Origin of the sequence: Shewanella sp. BC20 (assembly GCF_003129585.1) — a bacterium.
Taxonomy (GTDB): domain Bacteria; phylum Pseudomonadota; class Gammaproteobacteria; order Enterobacterales; family Shewanellaceae; genus Shewanella; species Shewanella seohaensis.
Window position 1 is genome coordinate 105,401 of record NZ_NHRI01000017.1, and the last position, 18,471, is coordinate 123,871.

Annotated in this window: 13 protein-coding genes and 1 pseudogene; 5 read left to right on the forward strand and 9 right to left on the reverse strand. The window is 49.0% G+C overall.

The annotated features are described in order from the left end of the window. Nucleotide 1: 1 nt before the first annotated feature. From CBX96_RS16820 to CBX96_RS16835, 4 genes are all read right to left on the reverse strand, one after another. Nucleotides 2-688 (reverse strand): NTP transferase domain-containing protein, encoded by a 687-nt coding sequence (locus CBX96_RS16820; protein ID WP_109287461.1) that lies wholly within the window; start codon nt 686-688, stop codon nt 2-4. Beyond that, the gene (locus CBX96_RS16825) at nt 688-1,701 is read right to left on the reverse strand and encodes an XdhC family protein (RefSeq protein WP_109287462.1); all 1,014 of its coding nucleotides are present in this window, start codon (nt 1,699-1,701) and stop codon (nt 688-690) included. Before CBX96_RS16825 ends, CBX96_RS16820 begins: the two co-directional genes overlap by 1 nt. 229 nt (nt 1,702-1,930) lie before the next feature. Then, nucleotides 1,931-3,670 carry a methyl-accepting chemotaxis protein gene (locus CBX96_RS16830; RefSeq protein ID WP_109287463.1) on the reverse strand — a complete coding sequence of 580 codons (1,740 nt, stop codon included), beginning with the start codon at nt 3,668-3,670 and terminating at the stop codon, nt 1,931-1,933. Between the two features lie 350 nt (nt 3,671-4,020). Further along, nucleotides 4,021-4,665 carry an MBL fold metallo-hydrolase gene (locus CBX96_RS16835; RefSeq protein ID WP_109287464.1) on the reverse strand — a complete coding sequence of 215 codons (645 nt, stop codon included), beginning with the start codon at nt 4,663-4,665 and terminating at the stop codon, nt 4,021-4,023. A gap of 179 nt (nt 4,666-4,844) precedes the next feature. Here CBX96_RS16835 and CBX96_RS16840 point away from each other — a divergent pair, with 179 nt between their 5' ends. After that, nucleotides 4,845-6,134, forward strand: a complete 1,290-nt coding sequence (locus tag CBX96_RS16840) for an alpha/beta fold hydrolase (protein ID WP_109287465.1) — start codon at nt 4,845-4,847, stop codon at nt 6,132-6,134. Nucleotides 6,135-6,355: 221 nt separating this feature from the next. Here the strand turns inward: CBX96_RS16840 and CBX96_RS16845 are convergent, their stop codons facing one another. From CBX96_RS16845 to CBX96_RS16855, 3 genes are read right to left on the reverse strand one after another with little or no spacing between them, the layout of a single operon-like run. After that, nucleotides 6,356-6,739 (reverse strand): cytochrome c3 family protein, encoded by a 384-nt coding sequence (locus CBX96_RS16845; protein ID WP_109287466.1) that lies wholly within the window; start codon nt 6,737-6,739, stop codon nt 6,356-6,358. A gap of 41 nt (nt 6,740-6,780) precedes the next feature. Then, nucleotides 6,781-8,418 carry a histidine ammonia-lyase gene (hutH, locus tag CBX96_RS16850; RefSeq protein WP_109287467.1) on the reverse strand — a complete coding sequence of 546 codons (1,638 nt, stop codon included), beginning with the start codon at nt 8,416-8,418 and terminating at the stop codon, nt 6,781-6,783. Between the two features lie 35 nt (nt 8,419-8,453). Continuing rightward, nucleotides 8,454-10,007 (reverse strand): flavocytochrome c, encoded by a 1,554-nt coding sequence (locus tag CBX96_RS16855; RefSeq protein WP_109287468.1) that lies wholly within the window; start codon nt 10,005-10,007, stop codon nt 8,454-8,456. Nucleotides 10,008-10,172: 165 nt separating this feature from the next. Between CBX96_RS16855 and CBX96_RS16860 the strand changes: the two genes are divergently transcribed. After that, on the forward strand, nt 10,173-11,699 hold the full coding sequence (locus CBX96_RS16860) for a sigma-54-dependent Fis family transcriptional regulator (RefSeq protein ID WP_109287469.1): 1,527 nt from the start codon (nt 10,173-10,175) through the stop codon (nt 11,697-11,699). Nucleotides 11,700-11,788: 89 nt separating this feature from the next. Here CBX96_RS16860 and CBX96_RS16865 read toward each other — a convergent pair whose 3' ends face one another. Beyond that, the gene (locus tag CBX96_RS16865) at nt 11,789-12,958 is read right to left on the reverse strand and encodes a porin (RefSeq protein ID WP_109287476.1); all 1,170 of its coding nucleotides are present in this window, start codon (nt 12,956-12,958) and stop codon (nt 11,789-11,791) included. 249 nt (nt 12,959-13,207) lie between these two features. Next, nucleotides 13,208-15,319: a DNA topoisomerase III gene (locus CBX96_RS16870; RefSeq protein WP_109287470.1), complete on the reverse strand. Its 2,112-nt coding sequence runs from the start codon at nt 15,317-15,319 to the stop codon at nt 13,208-13,210. Between the two features lie 198 nt (nt 15,320-15,517). Here CBX96_RS16870 and CBX96_RS16875 point away from each other — a divergent pair, with 198 nt between their 5' ends. The 3 genes and pseudogenes from CBX96_RS16875 to CBX96_RS16885 form a co-directional block, all read left to right on the forward strand. Then, nucleotides 15,518-15,805, forward strand: a complete 288-nt coding sequence (locus CBX96_RS16875) for a hypothetical protein (protein WP_109287471.1) — start codon at nt 15,518-15,520, stop codon at nt 15,803-15,805. Between the two features lie 363 nt (nt 15,806-16,168). Then, nucleotides 16,169-17,653: a sodium:alanine symporter family protein gene (locus tag CBX96_RS16880; protein WP_089068118.1), complete on the forward strand. Its 1,485-nt coding sequence runs from the start codon at nt 16,169-16,171 to the stop codon at nt 17,651-17,653. A gap of 98 nt (nt 17,654-17,751) precedes the next feature. Further along, nucleotides 17,752-18,471, forward strand: a pseudogene (locus tag CBX96_RS16885) (IS3 family transposase); the annotation flags it as partial.

Here is an 18,471-nt window from a genome sequence, read left to right on the forward strand (position 1 = left end):
CTCACTCCTTAAGTGCCAACCACGACGCAAGATCGGCTTTAGTATCAATATCAATCGCGGCATTGGGTAAGGATACAGCCACTAACTCACCCACATTTGCCAGTTGTTTTAAGATGGATTTTGCGCCGTGATCGCCAGTCAAATCCGTTAATAAATCGAGTATTGAGGCATTAAAAATAGCAGGGGCACCTAATTCATCCAACTTCCCTGCTGCGTGATGATAAAGTGCGGCCACAGATTGCTGACTCGTTTGCCAGGTCTCAATCAACTGCCGATAGTCTTCAAATGTCAGCGCGACCTGATCCGCTAAGGTGAGTAACATGCCATCAAACTGCTGCGCTTTTGCAAAGTCCACCGCAACTCGCAGCGACGATGACAACCCTGTCTGCCAGTCGGCATTATGCAGTAGCGTGAATTGATTCGCCCCAAAAGCCTCTAGTTGGGGGCGAAGTTCGTGGGCATGGGCACCGAGCACCACCAGCAGCGAAGCGCTGACTTGATTGGATGACTCCATTGCCAATGGTGCCGAGGTGAAACGAGCCAAACAGTCGATATGGCGTTGTAAGATGCTTTGCCCGCTATTTACACTTGAGGGCGTTGATAATGGCTGCGCCAGTTTAATCCCCTGAAATCGCCGGCTCTCACCCGCGGCCAGCACGGCAATTAACAAGCGTTGGCGACTCTGCATTAGGGCATGATCCCATCGAGAATCGAACATGGCGCGCCGTGTAGCACCCCATGGCATTGGGCCAAAATACTCAAGGCAATGGCGCTCGGTAACTCACCACCGAGCGCAAGCCCTGCGGGCGCCGAGAAAAAGCCACTAAACGAATCGGTACTGAGTTCGGCCATTTCCAGCACTTTATCCCGCCGATGGGCAGGCCCTAAGAGCGCAACATATTTAAGCTCAAAGGGTTGAATGGCTTTGAGCGCCGCCGCATCTAAGTTCAGGTTATGGTGCATGACCACTGCACAATCTAAGGATGCAACAAGGGCGCTCGCCTCATTAGCACTTTGCTTGACGATATGGGCATGGGGAAAATCGGCACTTCTCGCGTAGGCGGTGCGCGTATCAAACACGCTCACCTGCCAACCTAAACTATGGGCAATCGCCGCCACGGGTTTAGCATCGATGCCCCCACCAAAAATCCCTAAATGAAATCGCGGTCTGAGCGGGATGATAAGCGCCTCTCCTTCAGGCTGACTGAGTATGCCCGCCTTTGGAAAATCCGCCGTCGGAAATGGGGCTCTCTTGGCTGGATAAAACTGCGCGGCGTAACTGCGAGCATCACTGCCCGCGGGTGCGAGAGGTAATTGATAGTATCCCGACTGCCCCTTACGAAACGCTTGCACTATGTCCACTAGGCCAAGATCATGATTTTCTTTAAGCAGAGGGATCAACATGATATCAACTTTACCGCCGCAACCGAGGCGGTAGCTGGCATCGGATTCATCGGTCGCATCGTAGGTGACACAAGCAATCTGCTGCGATTGCATGGCTTGCTGCGCATGACGGCGAAGATCCGCCTCTAAACAGCCGCCACTTAAGATCCCCGCGCCTTGGCCAAACTCGTGGAATAACATCATGGCGCCGGGCTTTCGGTAGGACGAGCCTTGGATATGGGTAATCACCGCCAGCACCCACGCATCATCGGCTAAAGGCAACCAATGCTCTAACAAGCCTTCGATTTGCTGCTCCATCGACCTAAGCTCCGTCTCTCATTCACGCATCGATGCATACACTTGGTGGGCGCAATCATCGATTAGCGGCTTATTTATAAGCATTATTTTTACCGAATGTAGATCAAGCTAACAAAGGCAGCTCGAATTTAAAAGGGGAAATAAGCGGAAATACTGATGGGATAAACCGAAAATATTGACATCCCTGTCATCTGTGCCAGTTCCATAGCAGGAAGGTGAGAGTTAACACTTAAAACTGATATTCCCCCGCTTTGGTGCGTAGCGCTTGGGATTGATTATCCAAACTGATGGAGGTGGACTCAATTTGCTCGATAATTTGCGACACCTCGCGGGAGTTATCGCGGATCACCACAAGACTAGTGGCAATGTCCTTAGAAACCAAAGATTGCTCCTCGGTTGAGGCCGCAACCTGCGTATTGATCCCATGGATGGCCGCCGTGCTATGGCGAATATCATCAAAAACAGTCACTATCCGTTGCAATTCATTCGAGGCTTTTTGCATCAAACTCGCCGCTTGAGTGACTGAACTGCCCACCTGATTGGTCCGATTCTGCAAACTGGCGACAATATCATCGATTTCTTTAGTCGAATCCTGTGTCCGCTGAGCGAGTGAACGCACTTCATCAGCCACCACAGCAAAGCCTCGGCCCTGTTCGCCTGCCCTCGCAGCTTCAATCGCCGCATTGAGTGCCAACAGGTTGGTTTGCTCGGCAATCGCCTTAATGACGCTCAGCACATTACTCACTTGAGTACTTTCATTCACTAAATGCTGCATCGAATCTTGAGTGGTGGAGAACTCACTTTCCAGTACAGCCATAGCATTGAGCGCCTCAGAAACCGTGTCTTGACCGACACCCACATGGGTTTCATTTTCAGCCGCACGAATTTCAGCGTTCGAGGTACTCTCACTCACATGCACTAAGGTTGTGGTCATCTCTTCCATTGCACTCGCACTGGCATCAAGCTCTTTGGCAACGCGATTCGAACTTTCCCTCGACACTTGAATCGAGGCCTTGGTCTGCTTCGCTAAATCGGCGACCTCTTTGGCAATCCCGTCTGTAGTCGCAAGAGAGCTGGCGAGGGAAGAAATAAACAAATTAATTTGATTAACGATTTCACCAATCTCGCCCTGTGCCGAGACAGAGATCCGCCGCGCTAAGTTTTTAGAGCGTTGAATGTCGAGTAATTCGCGGCAAGTTTGCACAATCGGTGTCACAATGCGGCTCTTCACAATCACAAAACCACCAACGGCGACTAAAATCACCAGAAACAATACAAATTGCGAGGCATTGAGCGCCATACTCAAGGAGTCCAATCGGTTGTTCACCTCGCCCTCGGTACGCTTATCCAAGGCGGTAAAAAACTCATCAATGGGCTCCATAATCTTGGCTTTTTCCCTGTGGTATTGATCGCTGTGCAGCAGTTCTCGCGCCATCGCGAGGTTTGGTTCACCTTTAATGCTGTAGGTTTGGGTATTGGGATCCATAAAAATCCCTTTGACCGCATTCATCGCCTTGACCTCAAGGGCGACTAAGGCATCAGAATTTTGCTGCGCCTGCTCGAGATAATGGAATTCCTCATCGGAAAATCCCAAGGCCTTCATTTGGCTTTTGATGGCGACTCTAGCACCATCTGGCTTAGGTTTATCGCCGTAACTCAGCACCAAGTCCCAATAAATCTGGTGATATTTCTCTGGTCTCGGCTTTTCGCCGTTACGTATAGCCAGAATATCCATATACATTTTTTCGTATTTTTCATCGCCAGTGACCGCATAGGTTCGGGCGAGCCTAGTCAAATCATCGGAGCTTTGCCGCAGCTCATCGGCAATTTGATAGGACTGATAACGCACGTTTGCCGCCTCGTTAAAGAGTTCAATCTTAGATTTAACATTAAAACTCAACACCGCCGTAATCACCGCACTGGCGACTATGGTGGAAAAGACAACACTCATCATTGTTTTTGTGTTCATAGTAACCCCGATAGACAGATATCACTGCAACTTAAAGTCTAGTTGGGAATGGGTCACTCAAAGGTAAAAGACAGGATTAAAATTAAATAATATAGTGAGTTACGAACGATTATCAGTTGCAGGCAAAGCATAAAGCAGCTGCGACTTTGCTTATACTCAGTTGATATTGATATAAATAAACAAGATAGGAAAACGGAACACTTACTGGATGATTTTTATCCACCAAGGTCACATGGCTCACATCCAGTGTATGCGAAATGACGAACAAGCCTCGGGGCACACAAGCTCGCTTGTGTGCCAAATTCTCGAGGGAATTGCAGTGAGTTATCGGTCAGAGAAAACCTTAAGGCTTACAACAGTAACTGATCGGCCACAAAGGGGTTATGTTCGCGCTCTTCACCGAAGGTCGACATAGGTCCGTGGCCGGGAATAAATTCTACATCCGCCCCTAAAGGCCAAAGTTTAGTGGTGATGGAGTGGATTAAATCCTGATGATTCGATTGCGGAAAATCCGTACGACCAATCGAGCTTCGAAACAGAATATCGCCCACCCAAGCCAGATGAGCGTCAGCGGAATAAAATGCCACGTGGCCCGGAGTATGCCCGGGGCAATGCAACACGCTTAAACTTTGTTCCCCCACGGTAACTACATCACCATCCTGCAAATATTGCTCGGGCTCGAAGGCTTCGCAGTGGGGAAAACCAAAGTTTTGGCTCTGTTTTGGCAGGTTATCAATCCAAAATTTATCCGCTACATGGGGGCCAATAATAGGTACATTCGTTTGCTGCGCCAACAGCTTAGCACCGCCCACATGGTCGATATGGCCGTGGGTCAGCAGGACTTTTTCAAGGGTCAGTCTCAACTTGTCCACTTCGCCTAAAATACGGTCGACATTCCCTCCCGGATCGACAACCGCGGCACGCTTCGTTTTTTCACACCAGATCAAGCTGCAATTCTGCTGGAAAGGTGTCACAGGAATAATTTGATACTTCATAGCTTCAATCTCGTGTTATCCATAGCCGATAGATTACGCTAAGAGGCTTATCATGGCTCAAATTTTTACAATAAAAATTGATCTTAACCAAAGGCTAACCAAATAATCCCAACTTGCGACAACAGGGCTTTTGTATACAATCTGCCCTAAACAACAAGCCCTACTCTTAAGGTTAATTGATGAAACCCGATATGATGCTCGCCGGTGTCCTCGCCAAAAAACACACATTCAACCTGCCACTCAATTACCAACAGCCAATTGGTGAACAGATCAGTGTGTTCGCGCGGGAACTCTGCGCCATTGAAAATAAAGATAAAAAACTGCCATATATCGTTTTTTTTCAGGGAGGCCCCGGCTTTGCTGCCATGCGCCCCGCGAATAATAGCGGTTGGATCCGCCGCGCACTCAAAGAGTTTAGAGTATTATTGCTCGACCAACGGGGCACTGGGCTTTCTAGCCCGATAAATTACCAAAGCCTTGGTCACTTAACGCCTGAACAACAGGCCGAATATTTAAGCCATTTTAGGGCCGACAATATCGTCCGCGATGCCGAATCAATTCGCGCCAAGCTCTGCCCCGCCGACAAGTGGGCAATTCTAGGTCAAAGCTTTGGTGGTTTCTGCGTGCTGCATTATTTAAGCGCCGCCCCGCAGGGCGTGAGTGAAGCCTATATCACTGGCGGCATTCCTTCCCTCACACGCAGCAGTGATGAAGTCTATCAGGCCACCTATCAGCGCGTACTCGCTAAGAATAAGGACTTCTTCCAGCGCTTCCACGATGCGCAGCATCTAGTGACACGCCTCGCCAAACATTTACTCGAGCACCCAGTGCATTTAGCCACCGGCGAGCGCCTCACGGTTGAAATGCTGCAACTGCTCGGCATTAACTTAGGCATGGAGCAAGGCCCAGAGTCGGTTTACTATTTACTTGAACAGGCGCTGGTGCACTCGCCCCAAGGTGATTATGTCAACCCGCTGTTTTTAAATCATTTCTGTCAATTGCTCGACTATAACACCAACCCGATTTTCGCCCTGTTACACGAAGCCATCTACTGCCAACACAGTGCGTCACAGTGGTCTGCCCATAGGGTGCGTGAGCAGTATCCGGCCTTTAACTATCACGTCGGTAAGCCTTTCCTGTTTACTGGCGAGATGATTTACCCTTGGATGTTTGAGCAATTTAGCCATTTAGCCCCACTCCAAGCCGCGGCCAATCTCCTTGCCCATAAAACGGACTGGCCGGCGTTATACAATCTTGAGCAGCTCAGCCAAAACCGCGTCCCAGTTGCGGCCGCGATTTACAGCGAAGATATGTATGTCGAGATGGACTACAGCCTCGAAACTGCCAAACAGGTAGCACACCTAACGTATTGGTTAACCTCGGAATATGAGCACAATGGCATTCGAATGGATGGCGAGCGGATCTTAGATAAGCTCATCAGTCTCAACCGCGGTGACAGCTTAAGATAAATGTTAATTTTAAGGGTTAATTAAGTAAAAGCTGTCATTGTGTGCTGGCTCCTCATCCATATGAGTGATTTTGGCTACAACATTCAACGACCAATTTTCCGTAAGAGTAATCCGTATTGGCTTACTCTTTTTTTTACCTAAAAAAATGCACTCAACCGGGTTGAGTGCATGACAAACATAGTCAAAAAAAGCAGGGGAGCGAGTTTCTAACCGAGATGAAATTAACGTTTCATCTGAGGATAAGTAAATTCATGGCATTGATTGCAATAAACTTTACTTTCTTTGTGTTCCTGATGGCAGTAAGTACAAGGCAGATCAGTACCATAGTGCAGACTGTCATGGGGATTTGGCTCAACCGAATGGCCCGCATCCGCTGGGCGCTCAGTCAGCTTAGCCACCTCCTCGGGTGAACCGTGGCAGCTACTGCAAGTCGCTGCATCCGGAACCGTTTTACGTTTTGCATCACCGTGGCATGCCGCGCAATCGACTTTACCATCGGCTCCTGTCATCACCTCTTTATGGTAGTCCTTGATATTCAATGCATTAGCGGCCATAGGCATTGCCAGCATGACACCGAGTAATAGAATAAATACGGGTTTTAACATCAGAGTCTTCCTAGGCGGGGCATAATGCCCCGCATCGTAGATTAATAGTTTGCAATAAAGTCAGTTGACGCTTGGATATCGGGTGTAAACGGACGGTCCTTGGCGACAAAAGGCACTTTTTCACGGTAGGCCTTGTACATGGCTTGTGTTGCCTTACCCAGTTGTAGATCAGGATTAGCTTGCTTACGTAAATCAATCGCTTGAGTTGAGTGCAGCAGTTCTAAACCGTAGATGACTCGGGTGTTATCCACGATTTGGATCAGGTTATCCGACGCCAACTTAAGGTTGGTGAAGGTATCTTCAATCCCACCGGCGATAGAGATCCCATCGAAGGATACTGGCGTGGCTAACTGCTTGTTACGCACTTGCATATCCACAAAGGCCTTTTGAATCGCACCGAAGGCATGGCCTTGGTTTTCTGGCGCACTCAGGAAGCGCGTCAGCTTAGTAAAGTGATCATCGGACAGATGAATAGTACGCATCACACTGTTATGGGACACATGGGTCAGGGCCACACTCAGGTTTTGCACTGCGAGTGCCACAGGCAGCGGCTCAAAGTTAGTGGTAGGGAACACACCGCCCTGCCCTTCGACCAAATATTTAGCCACTTGTGGGAACTCGGCATATTGGTTCGACGCGCCCACAATCACAGCTGGGTTATCGTCCGAATGGTTGATTTGGATATTGATCACTTCATCTAATGAAGCTAGGGCCTGCTCGGCGCCTGCAAAGGTGTAAGCCGTGGTTCTAAAGCTTAACGGATCCTGTAATGGACGCTCATCGTTTAGCTGCCATAAATAGCTACCATCGAGCTGCTTGAGAATGTCACTGGTGGCCGATTTAATGTAAGGGAACGGACGGATGTCGTTGGTTTGCGGCAAGAATGGCGCCACGTTACCGTTTAATCCCTCAAGGCTTAAGCCAAAGACGGTGGGTGATACAGACAACAATTGCTTCGCTTCACGGTAACCTTGCATGGCATACGCCACGGCAAAGGCATTGTTAGACAGAATCGATAGCGCATCTTTCCCCATAGGCGCCAATGGTGTGATCCCCGCATCGGCCATCGCCTCTTTACTGCTCACACGTTGACCTTTGTAGAACACTTCCCACTCACCAATCATGGCCAAACCGACATGGGATGACAGCAGAATATCCGCCTCACCGACTGTGCCTTTAGCTGGGATCACAGGGGTCAGCCCTTGGTTAAGATAGGCTTCATAAAGCTCGGCAACCACAGGTTGCACACCGGTTTGTCCGGCTAACATGGTATTTAACCGCACGGCTAAGGCTAGACGAGTGAGTTGTATCGGCGCAGCTTCACCGACACCAGCACTGTGGGCACGCAGGGTGCTGAGGTTAAAGCTTCGAGAGGCGTCGAGCACCGCATCACTCAGCTTGCCGTTGGCATCGAACAGCTTGTGGTCTTTATTTAGCCCAACCCCCACGGTTAAGCCATACACAGGTTTGCCCAGACGCGCCGCTTCCATCAGTAGCGCGTTTGCTTTCACGAGTTGCGTCTTGGCTTGCGGCGCAATCTTTACTTTAGCGCCATCGGCAATCGCCCAGGCTTGATCTTGGGTTAAATGTTTACCGTCGAGCACCACTTGCTCCATCGCGAATGCGCTGCCTGAAAGTAGACTCAAGGTGAGTGAGGCCATCAACATGGATTTATTCATTATCATCTCCAACATTTTGTTATATTTAATAAAATCTAAGCTTGCTTGAACGTCACAGCGTTCGCTGCGGCGCAGTTGCGGCCGGCATTACGCCCAGTGACCACCCCTTCGGCCACGGCACAGGCCCCTAAGCGGCTGGCGCCATGGATACCGCCCGTGGCTTCGCCTGCGGCATATAGCCCGGGGATGGCTTTATTGCTGACCAAATGCAGCACTTCGGATTGGGTATTCACCTTCACGCCACCCATGCAGTAATGCACCTTCGGCCACATGCGCACCGCATACCAAGGCCCTTTGTCGAGCACTATTGCCTCCTGCATGGGACGGTCGAACTCTTTATCTACACCCGTCTTCACCGCTTCGTTCCAACGCGCGACCTGCGCCTTTAATGCCTTGGCGGGCATGCCGTAAATAGCGGCCAGTTCGTCTAAGGTCTCGGCCTTGCTGATGACCTTGTATTTCAGGCCCCAATCTAAAGTCTGTGCCTTGCTGGCACCGGCGGCATTAGTAAAACCAATGGGATAGACAGGCTGCCCCTGCTCATCCCGTCTGGTCATGATGGCGTCGGCACGCGCTTTACGGTCGGCTAATTCATTGAAGAAACGCTCGCCAGTACGCACATCCACAACAATGCCGTGGGGATAGGTAGCGATAGTGTTGAACTGGGAAGCCGTGCCAAAGCCCTTCTCGTCGGGGGATGCCCATGGGCCGAGCTGAATTTGGTCTAAATGAATAGGATTAGCCCCAATGAGCATCATCTGTTTGAGCGCCTCTGAGGTGGCACCTGCATGGTTGGTTGAATCTAAATCACTATTTAACTCAGGCAATTGCATCATGCGATATTCAATATCGCGACCAAAACCACCGGTCGCCATAATCACGCCACGGCGCGCGCCGATACGACGTATTTTACCCGTGCGCTCATTAGGAAAATAAAAACCTTCGCGAACTTCGACACCGATCACCCGTCCGGCCTCATCTTGTACAAAGCCTTCGAGCTTGGTCTGATTTTTCATGATGACGCCCTTGTCTCGGGCGGCTTTAATTAGGGGACGAATAATGCCAGCGCCTGAACTTTCAACCGTTTGCAACACTCGTTGTACCGAGTGGCCGCCAAAGTGTTGCACAAAAGGCTTCCAGTTCACGCCGTAATCAATCAACCATTGGCAGGATTCTGCGGTGCCGTTACACACCAGTTTAAGCATTTCCACATCGTTCATGCCGCGCCCAGCCCGCAGCATGTCAGCCACCATGGCATCGACCGAGTCTTTAATCCCGGCCTGTTTCTGTAGCGCAGAACCGGCTACCGCCATGGCGCCGCCGTTGATGGTAGAGTTACCACCAAACACGGGCATCTTATCGATAACCATCACACTCACGCCGGCTTCTCTGGCCTGCAACGCCGCAGACATGCCAGCAAAACCGCTGCCGACCACGAGCACATCTACGATTTCATCGAAGTTGATAGGCGCAGAGTCACAGCTGGCAGTAGTAGGCAGTGCAATACTCGCCCCGAGTCCCGCGGCCATGACCATGCCCCCCTTTAATAACTGGCGGCGCCCCGAATTAATACCTTGGGTTTTACTCATGCTGATTTCCTTCAATAATCATTGGAACTTGTCAGCATGAAAGTGCAGATGCTGTGCCAAGCACCTAAAAAGAGGTATTTATGTGGGGAACTTTGATTGCAGGCACAAAATCACGAAATATAAAGATCTACAATCACGATACTTAGTGATTAACTTGAAATATCAATGGAAAAACACTTCTATTACGAATCAACGCTAAGACTCTGTAGCAGTCTGCAACTCGAAAAATCTTTACACAGTTACTTCGAGTTTATTCGGGATGAATTGCCTATAGATGGGCTATTTGTGAATATTTTTCGCAAACAATTTAATGATATACAGTTTATCGCCCATGTTGATGATACCCATTGCTGCACCTTGGATAAACGCATCCAAATTCCTCTGAAGATGGCGCAATCGCTAGAGGATCCCGAGCGGCCAAAGGTGCGAATTGTTAATGACATAGAGCATGATCCTGTCACCTCTTTAGTCGCGCCTCAGGTCATTAAGGATATTCGTTCGGTAATTATTCTGCGGATGTCGATTGAGAATACCCACCTTGGGATAGTCGGCTTTTATGCCAAAAAGACTGGAGTGTTTAGGCCCCGTCATGCTGACTTGATTGCACCACATATGCAAAACCTCGCGCTCATCACGGCACTGAATTTAAGGGATCGCAACTTACTCAAAGAGAATGAAGCGCTATCTAAACAAAACGTCAGTCTACGCCGCACCTTAGATGTTCAAAATGGCGTGGTTGGTGCTAATTCTGGCCTGAAACAGGTGATGCAGCAGGTGCAATCCATCGCCAAAATCAACACCACAGTGTTAATGCTTGGGGAAACTGGCTGCGGCAAGGAAGTCATCGCCAACGCCATTCACGAACTGTCGGAGCGCTCGGGTAAGCCTTTTATCAAGGTAAACTGTGGCGCTATTCCAGATACTTTGATTGACTCCGAGCTCTTTGGTTATGAAAAAGGTGCGTTTACTGGCGCCGATTCACGCAAAATTGGTTACTTCGAGCAGGCCAACGGCGGTACCATTTTCTTAGATGAAATTGGGGAATTACCGCTTTCGGCCCAAGTTAGGCTACTTAGAGTACTGCAAAATAGCTGTATCACCCGCGTTGGCGGCCACGATGCGGTGCAGCTCGATATTCGTATTGTGGCCGCAACCCACAGAAATCTTCAGGCCATGGTACACAGAGAAGTGTTTCGCGAAGATCTCTGGTACCGACTGGCAATTTTCCCCATCGAGATCCCATCACTCAGACAAAGACGCACGGATATTCCTCTGTTAGTGCAACATTTTGTCGAGCAGCTGAGTGCCAAGTTCAATTTGCCACAGCTACCAAGAATCGCCCCTGAACAACTGAATATTCTCAACCAATATGATTGGCCAGGGAATGTGCGCGAACTCATTAATGTGCTCGAGCGCGCTATCATTCAGCACCCTGCGGGTCCGCTGGATTTTAGTTTTCTGGCGCCCAAAAGCCTCGAAGCCGTTAAAACCCCGTCCAATCAAACCGTGATTATCGATCCAAGTCATGCCAGCGATAAGCTGGTGCCACTGGAGGTGATGACCAAAAAGTATATCAGCCATGCATTAAGGATCACGGGCGGTAAACTCTATGGCCCGGGCGGCGCGGCCGAATTGTTGGATATCAATGCCAATACCCTGCGCAGTAAAATGAAGAAGTTAGGGATTGTGTAATGCATTGATAAGAAATGGATAGTCATAAAAAAGGCCACAATACTGTGGCCTTTGATGAATGCACTTTTTAGCGTACGCTCTCGTCAGACTTAGAAGAAATAACGAATACCAACGGCATAGTTATTATCTTGCAGATCTTCGTAGGCTTTATCGTCCATATCGCTGAAATCGATTTTGGCTTCAGCATACATGATGGTGTCGCGGCTATAGCGATAATGCAGGCCTAGCACGGCAAATTGACGCGTCCATTTGCCTTGGATGGCGGTGTTTTCATCGGTGTCCAAATCTTGGTAAGTCAACAATAGGCTAGGTACAAATCCGTTATCATAGTGGTAAGCGACAATAAATTCGGCGCCAGTTGAGTCATAAAGCTCCCCACCCACCAACTCGTTTTGCTCACTCTTATGGGCGTTAAAACCCACATACAGGCCGTCGGCATCACGACCCGGCGCATATTGATAGAAGCTGCCGTATTGGGCACCGATACCGATGATTTGGTTGGTATTATCGACTTCTTTGCCCGCAAGATTGCCAGTGAAGTCACCACGGTTAAAGCCCGCTAACACCTTAAATTTATCGGTGAAATAGTAAGTCGCACTCGCGCCATAGCTAGGGTCGAAGCTCAGCTCCGAACCATCGTTTAAGGCGTTACCTAAATTATCATAGAGCGCCACATCACTATTTTGCTTAGAAGCGTATTGCACCGCGATATGCAGATTACCAAAGGTATTGCGGTATTGTAGCGCCGCATCGGCACGACCCGCTCCGGTGAGGCCGCCATCACCGAAGGTATAAGCACCAACAGACCAACCCGTAAAGGCATTCAGCACGTCAGTGGTGTAAGCAACATCGTAATAAGCCCCCCACTGCTTACCAAAGGTGAGCGAGCCCCATTTGTCGTGCGACATGCCGACATAACCTAAACGGTTAAAGAGGAAATCTGAGGTTTTTGAAGCCGATAACTGGCCACCACCTTGGCCTTCGGTATAGATAAGGCCATCGTCACTGGTGACCATGTTAATGCCCCATTCTGTATGGGCAAAAGAGCGCCAGCCGTTTTTCTCTTGGCGGTCGAAACGGAATCCTACGCGGGAAAAGTTATCAATTACCGAAGTTTCGTGGCCATCATTTAACGCCGCAAAGCCTAGCCAGCCCATCATATTGACGCTATTGGTTTGATCGTTATACAGCTCAACCGCCTGAGTGGTACCAGTCAATAGTACCGCGGGGATCATCACTGCAAGCAATTTCTTTTTCATATCATCTACACCTTTTAATTCAGCTAAACCATATATAATCATATGATTTAATTGGCTTATTATATTCTCCAGCCAACACACAGCAGTTTGCATGCCACGGCGCAGAAAATCTGAATTTCAGGGTGTTTTTTAGAAGTAGATCCGCCAATCACGAAATATCGTGATTGGCGGCAATTAAATATCGCGGAATATATTAAATATCGTTACTAGATCGCGAGCATTAGCGACAGTTTGATTACATTTGTGTCATCAAGCTTGGGCGGGTACTTTACTCGCTCGACGTCTAGGCGTAGCGGATGTCGAGGCCGTCGATTTAGCCGCGGTAGTTTTAGCGGCCGAACTTCTCGCAGTGGCGTTTTTAGTGCCGGATTTTTTCCATCCAGCGCCTTTACCTCCAGCTTTTCGATAGCCGGGCTTTTTCGTTGTTGCACGCTTAAAGCCCTGCCCTTTTAAGCCATTGAGGGCTGACGGTAATTGAGCGCCTGCATTTTCGATTAAGTTAGTTAGCGTCCCCAGCAGAGGCTGCATAAAGCCTTGATAAGACATTTCTTTATGACAGATGCCGTTTAGACTTGCCTCCCACAGCGCCGTCATATCGGGTGTCGTGGCGCTAAGGGGTAAGCTATTAATTAAGCCCTTGCCCACCTCAGTGGCCACAATCGACTTGCCCTGACGCTGAATAAAGCCCCGTTTAAACAGCAGTTCAATAATGCCTGCACGAGTCGCTTCTGTGCCTAAGCCATCGGTTTCCTTTAAAATTTTGCGGATCTCTGGGTCAGTCACATAACGGTTAATCCCCGTCATAGCACTCAGCAAGGTCGCATCGGTAAAGGCTTTGGGAGGTTGAGTTTGCTTCTCGACCAATTCACCTTGGCGACAATGAAGAACTTGCCCTAAGGTAAGAGGCGGTAACTGACCAAGATATTCCCCTTCCTCTGCGTCCTTGTCGCCTTGCGCAAAACTCGCTGCGGATGATACATCCTTTCGTTCGCTCTCTTCTCTGGCAAACAGTTGTTTCCAACCGAGAGACTTATCCTGTTTTGCCTTGGTTTTAAAAAGGCCACCTTCGATCGTCACCTCGACCGCGGTTTCACTGTAGCAATAGGCGGAGTAAAACTGCGCCAGATACTGGCGAGCAATATGCAGATAAAGCTGCCTTTCCCGCTGGCTCAAACCAGCTAGATTGGGCTGTTTTTCCGTTGGAATAATGGCGTGGTGAGCATCGACTTTTTTATCATCCCACGCCTTAGATTTAAGCCGAGGATTGGGCGCCTCAGCGTGTGCGACTAACTCGGGCGCACCGCCAGTAATGGCCGCTAATACCCCACTTGCAAGCCCATGCTGCTCGGTGGGCAAATAACGACTATCTGAGCGTGGATAAGTGATTAGTTTATGGCGCTCGTATAAGCTCTGGCAGGTATCGAGCACGTCCTTCGCGCTCATACCGAAGCGCTTGGCAGCATCGATTTGCAGCGCCGATAAACTATAGGGTAAAGGCGGATTCTGCTGCTTATCCTTAGTGCTTAACTGGGTCACTTTGGCGGGTTTATTGGTGATCCGGCGCACTACATTTTGCGCTAGGCCCTTAGCAAGCACGCGCCCTTCCTCATCCATATAAGGCAAGCAGGCTTCACTGGGTTGCCACTTAGCCGTGAAAGCTTGATCTTTGTCGGTCACTAAGTGAGCCAAAACCTCATAAAAAGGCTTAGATTGGAAATTCGCGATTTCTTCATCGCGGCGCACAATAAGCCCAAGCAGCGGGGTCTGTACTCGACCGACCGATAGGACGCCCTGATAGCCGACTTTTTTCCCTTGAATGGTGTACGCCCGCGTCATATTCATGCCATAGAGCCAATCGGCGCGGCTTCGGGCAAGTGCCGAGGTCGACAAAGGAATAAACTCACGATTGCTGCGAAGTTGCGACAAGGCACGTTTTACCGCCTGCGGGTTTAAATCACTGATAAGGAGTCGCTGCGTTTGCTGTAATTTATCGCCCGTCACGCCCAAATAGGCGATCACTTCATCAACCAATAACTGCCCTTCCCTGTCGGGATCGCCCGCATTCACTAGCGTATCGGCCTGTTTCACCAGCTTTTTAAGCACAGTGAGTTGGCTGCGGGTCGCAGCCTTAGGTTTAAGCTGCCACTTCTCGGGCACTATGGGTAAATGCTCAAACTTCCACGATTTAAACTCGGGATTATAGGCATCGGGCTCAGCCTGTTCGAGCAAGTGCCCGACACACCAAGACACACAGTTACCGTTTGCGTCTTCGATAAACCCGTCACCTTTTTTGTGGGGTTTAGACAGCACATCGGCGATTGCACGCCCAAGGCTTGGTTTTTCGGCAATATAGAGGATCATATCTACATTAAGCACTGGATATAATTACAGTGTAATTTAGCCCAAAGCGGACAAGAGTGCAAACCGCCGTTTTACCTCGAGGGCCGATTTAACTCGCTCTGCGGTAACGAAACACTAAAGCTGTGTAAATTTAGTTGAGAATAGTTCTCATCTAAAACTAAAATCCCTTGCATCAGTTACGAGGAATCGAGAAAACAAATGAATACACTGATCTTGCCAGGCCCTTCAATCCCAGCCTTTAAGCCAGCACTCGCCTTAAGATTCAATCAATTGGTGATCTTCCACAGCCTGTTATTGCTAGCATTAAGTCTGCTTTGTGAAATGGGGCTAAAAAGGCTTGGGCTTGAGGCGCCTTTCCTTTCTTGGGGAGTTATCCTGTATTTGCCCGTGGCCGTGAGCCTGTCTTTGCTATTAAAACATAGCGTTAGCCGCCGCAGTCTGGCATGGCTATTCGGACTATGGATGCTGTTATGGCTGGTGATGTAAGCCCCAGTTTTAAGCCTTGTATGGATACCCACACTTACATCCGTTTAGGTCAAATAAAGAGCTCTAACTCCACGCACCTTGTCTCATCTTTCTCCTACATCCCGACTGTCAAACGCAACTCAAAACCTAGCTAATTAACGCACCGCTAAATCCCCTATCAGTAACGCCACCAAATAAAGAACGTTAAATTATCAATTATTTAACAACTTTAGCTATGAAGCGGCTCAAAAAGCCGTTATGTTGAAGCTCTTGGGCGTGCGCACACGTCTTAACCTTAGGCCAAATTGGCCATTTAGTACCCAAACTTACAAGCAAATATCTTAAAAACTCTGCAAAAACAACAGAATATTGGAGTTGAATTATATGAATGAGATTGTTAATGCGGTCAACAATATCGTTTGGAGCCCCGCGCTCGTTTATCTTTGCCTCGGTGTAGGACTCTTTTTCTCCCTGCGCTCACGTTTCTTACAGTTACGCCATTTACCCGAAATGATCCGTTTAATGTTTGATGGCAAGAGCACTGATGCTGGTGTGTCTTCCTTCCAAGCCTTAGCCATGACCTTAGCGGGTCGTGTCGGAACCGGTAACATTGCCGGTGTCGCTACGGCTATTACCTTCGGCGGCCCGGGTGCATTATTTTGGATGTGGATGGTGGCGTTTCTTGGCGCCAGCTCAGCATTCGTCGAATCCACCTTAGGCCAAGTCTACAAAGAAAAAATCAACGGTGAGTACCGCGGCGGCCCCGCCTTTTACATTGAAAAAGGCTTAGGCATGAAGTGGTACGCTTGGACATTTGCCATTGCGACCATTTTTGCCTGCGGGATTTTACTGCCAGGCGTGCAAGCCAACTCGATTGGTTCGAGCCTAAAAACCGCCTTCGATATCGACCCTAACGTCACCGCCGCTATCCTCGCTATGCTGTTAGGTTTCATTATCTTTGGTGGCGTGAAACGTATTGCCCACTTCGCCAGTACCGTAGTGCCCTTTATGGCACTGGGTTATATCATCGTCGCCTGCGTGATTATTGCCCTTAACATTGGTCAGCTGCCCGATATTATTATGTTGATCCTAAAAAGCGCCTTCGGACTCGATGCGGGCTTTGGTGCGATTCTCGGTCTTGCAATTATGTGGGGGGTAAAACGTGGTATTTACTCAAATGAAGCAGGCCAAGGTACTGGGCCGCACGCCTCTTCTGCCGCAGCCGTAAGTCATCCAGCCAAACAAGGTTTAGTGCAAGCCTTCTCAGTATATGTCGATACCCTGTTCGTCTGTTCAGCCACCGGTTTTATGTTGCTGATCACAGGCCTATATAATGTGCAAGGCCCAGATGGTGCCGCGCTTTATACTGGGATTGCTGGCGTCGCAGCAGGCCCAGGTTATGTGCAAACCGCAATGGAAAGCATGATGCCAGGCTTTGGTAATATGTTCGTTGCCGTCGCGTTGTTCTTCTTCGCATTCACCACCATTGTGGCCTACTACTATATTGCCGAAACCAACATCGCCTATATCAATCGCAAGGCGAATCGTCCTTGGCTCACTGTGGTACTGAAAGTGGTGCTTATGGCGTCAACTGTCTATGGCACAGTGAAAACCGCCGATTTGGCCTGGGGCATGGGTGACATTGGTGTGGGCCTAATGGCGTGGCTAAACATCATCGCCATTATTCTGCTGCAACGTATCGCCTTTACTTGCCTTAAGGATTATGAGTCGCAACAAAAACAAGGGGTTGAGCCGTTATTCGATCCTGAAAAGCTCGGTATTCCCCATGCAGACTATTGGGTTGAACGCAAGAATGCGCAGGATGAGCTCGCGCAGAGTCAATCCAATGAGACTCCCAAAATATCTTAAGGATTGAAACTCCTAACAAAAAAGCCAGTGATTCATCACTGGCTTTTTTGTTGTTCATGTCTCGTCCTGAAATACGTTGACATAAAGAGGATTTCTTTATGACAACATCAATTAACTCAAGCCGTAAGCGCACACAACGAGATTACACATTAGCCTTTAAATTAGGCGTTGTAGAGCGTGTTGAAAAAGGCGAAATGACGTACAAACAAGCCCAAGCCCGTTTTGGTATTCAAGGCCGTTCAACGGTACTCGTTTGGCTTAGAAAACATGGTAGACTCGATTGGTCGAAACCTTTTCAGCATCCCCTTATGCCTAAGTCAAAAGAAACCCCTGTCGAAACTATCAAGCGCCTTGAACGTGAGTTAGCTGAAGAGAAACTGCGTAACCAAATCCTCAATGGCATGGTTGATATCATGGACAATGAATATGGAGCAGGCCTCAGAAAAAAGTACTTATCCGGTACGTCTGGCAAGCAAAAGCTAAAAGCGAAATAAACCTCGCTGCCACATGTCGTGCTGCGGGTATGTCGAGGCAAGGTATTTATCAGGCAGTTGCTCGAATGGAAAGTCGTAGAGCTGAGCTATCGGTCATCAAAGACTGGGTCCAGTACTGGCGTAAATATATGCCAAGGTTAGGGGCCCGTAAGCTCTACACGTTGATAAAATCCAGGCTGGTTGAGCACGATATTAAACTCGGGCGAGATGGGTTCTTTACCTATTTGAGAAGTGAAGGTTTACTGGTTAAACCGAAGAAAAGCTACACAAAAACCACGTTCAGCAAACACTGGATGAAGAAGCATCCTAATCTGCTGAAAGAGG

What these genes read in the sequence shown, in the direction of transcription:
- CBX96_RS16820 (WP_109287461.1), bottom strand. Translation starts at nt 688, where the DNA reads ATGCAGAGTCGCCAACGCTTGTTAATTGCCGTGCTGGCCGCGGGTGAG.
- CBX96_RS16825 (WP_109287462.1), bottom strand. Translation starts at nt 1,701, where the DNA reads ATGGAGCAGCAAATCGAAGGCTTGTTAGAGCATTGGTTGCCTTTAGCC.
- CBX96_RS16830 (WP_109287463.1), bottom strand. Translation starts at nt 3,670, where the DNA reads ATGAACACAAAAACAATGATGAGTGTTGTCTTTTCCACCATAGTCGCC.
- CBX96_RS16835 (WP_109287464.1), bottom strand. Translation starts at nt 4,665, where the DNA reads ATGAAGTATCAAATTATTCCTGTGACACCTTTCCAGCAGAATTGCAGC.
- CBX96_RS16840 (WP_109287465.1), top strand. Translation starts at nt 4,845, where the DNA reads ATGAAACCCGATATGATGCTCGCCGGTGTCCTCGCCAAAAAACACACA.
- CBX96_RS16845 (WP_109287466.1), bottom strand. Translation starts at nt 6,739, where the DNA reads ATGTTAAAACCCGTATTTATTCTATTACTCGGTGTCATGCTGGCAATG.
- hutH (WP_109287467.1), bottom strand. Translation starts at nt 8,418, where the DNA reads ATGAATAAATCCATGTTGATGGCCTCACTCACCTTGAGTCTACTTTCA.
- CBX96_RS16855 (WP_109287468.1), bottom strand. Translation starts at nt 10,007, where the DNA reads ATGAGTAAAACCCAAGGTATTAATTCGGGGCGCCGCCAGTTATTAAAG.
- CBX96_RS16860 (WP_109287469.1), top strand. Translation starts at nt 10,173, where the DNA reads ATGGAAAAACACTTCTATTACGAATCAACGCTAAGACTCTGTAGCAGT.
- CBX96_RS16865 (WP_109287476.1), bottom strand. Translation starts at nt 12,958, where the DNA reads ATGAAAAAGAAATTGCTTGCAGTGATGATCCCCGCGGTACTATTGACT.
- CBX96_RS16870 (WP_109287470.1), bottom strand. Translation starts at nt 15,319, where the DNA reads ATGATCCTCTATATTGCCGAAAAACCAAGCCTTGGGCGTGCAATCGCC.
- CBX96_RS16875 (WP_109287471.1), top strand. Translation starts at nt 15,518, where the DNA reads ATGAATACACTGATCTTGCCAGGCCCTTCAATCCCAGCCTTTAAGCCA.
- CBX96_RS16880 (WP_089068118.1), top strand. Translation starts at nt 16,169, where the DNA reads ATGAATGAGATTGTTAATGCGGTCAACAATATCGTTTGGAGCCCCGCG.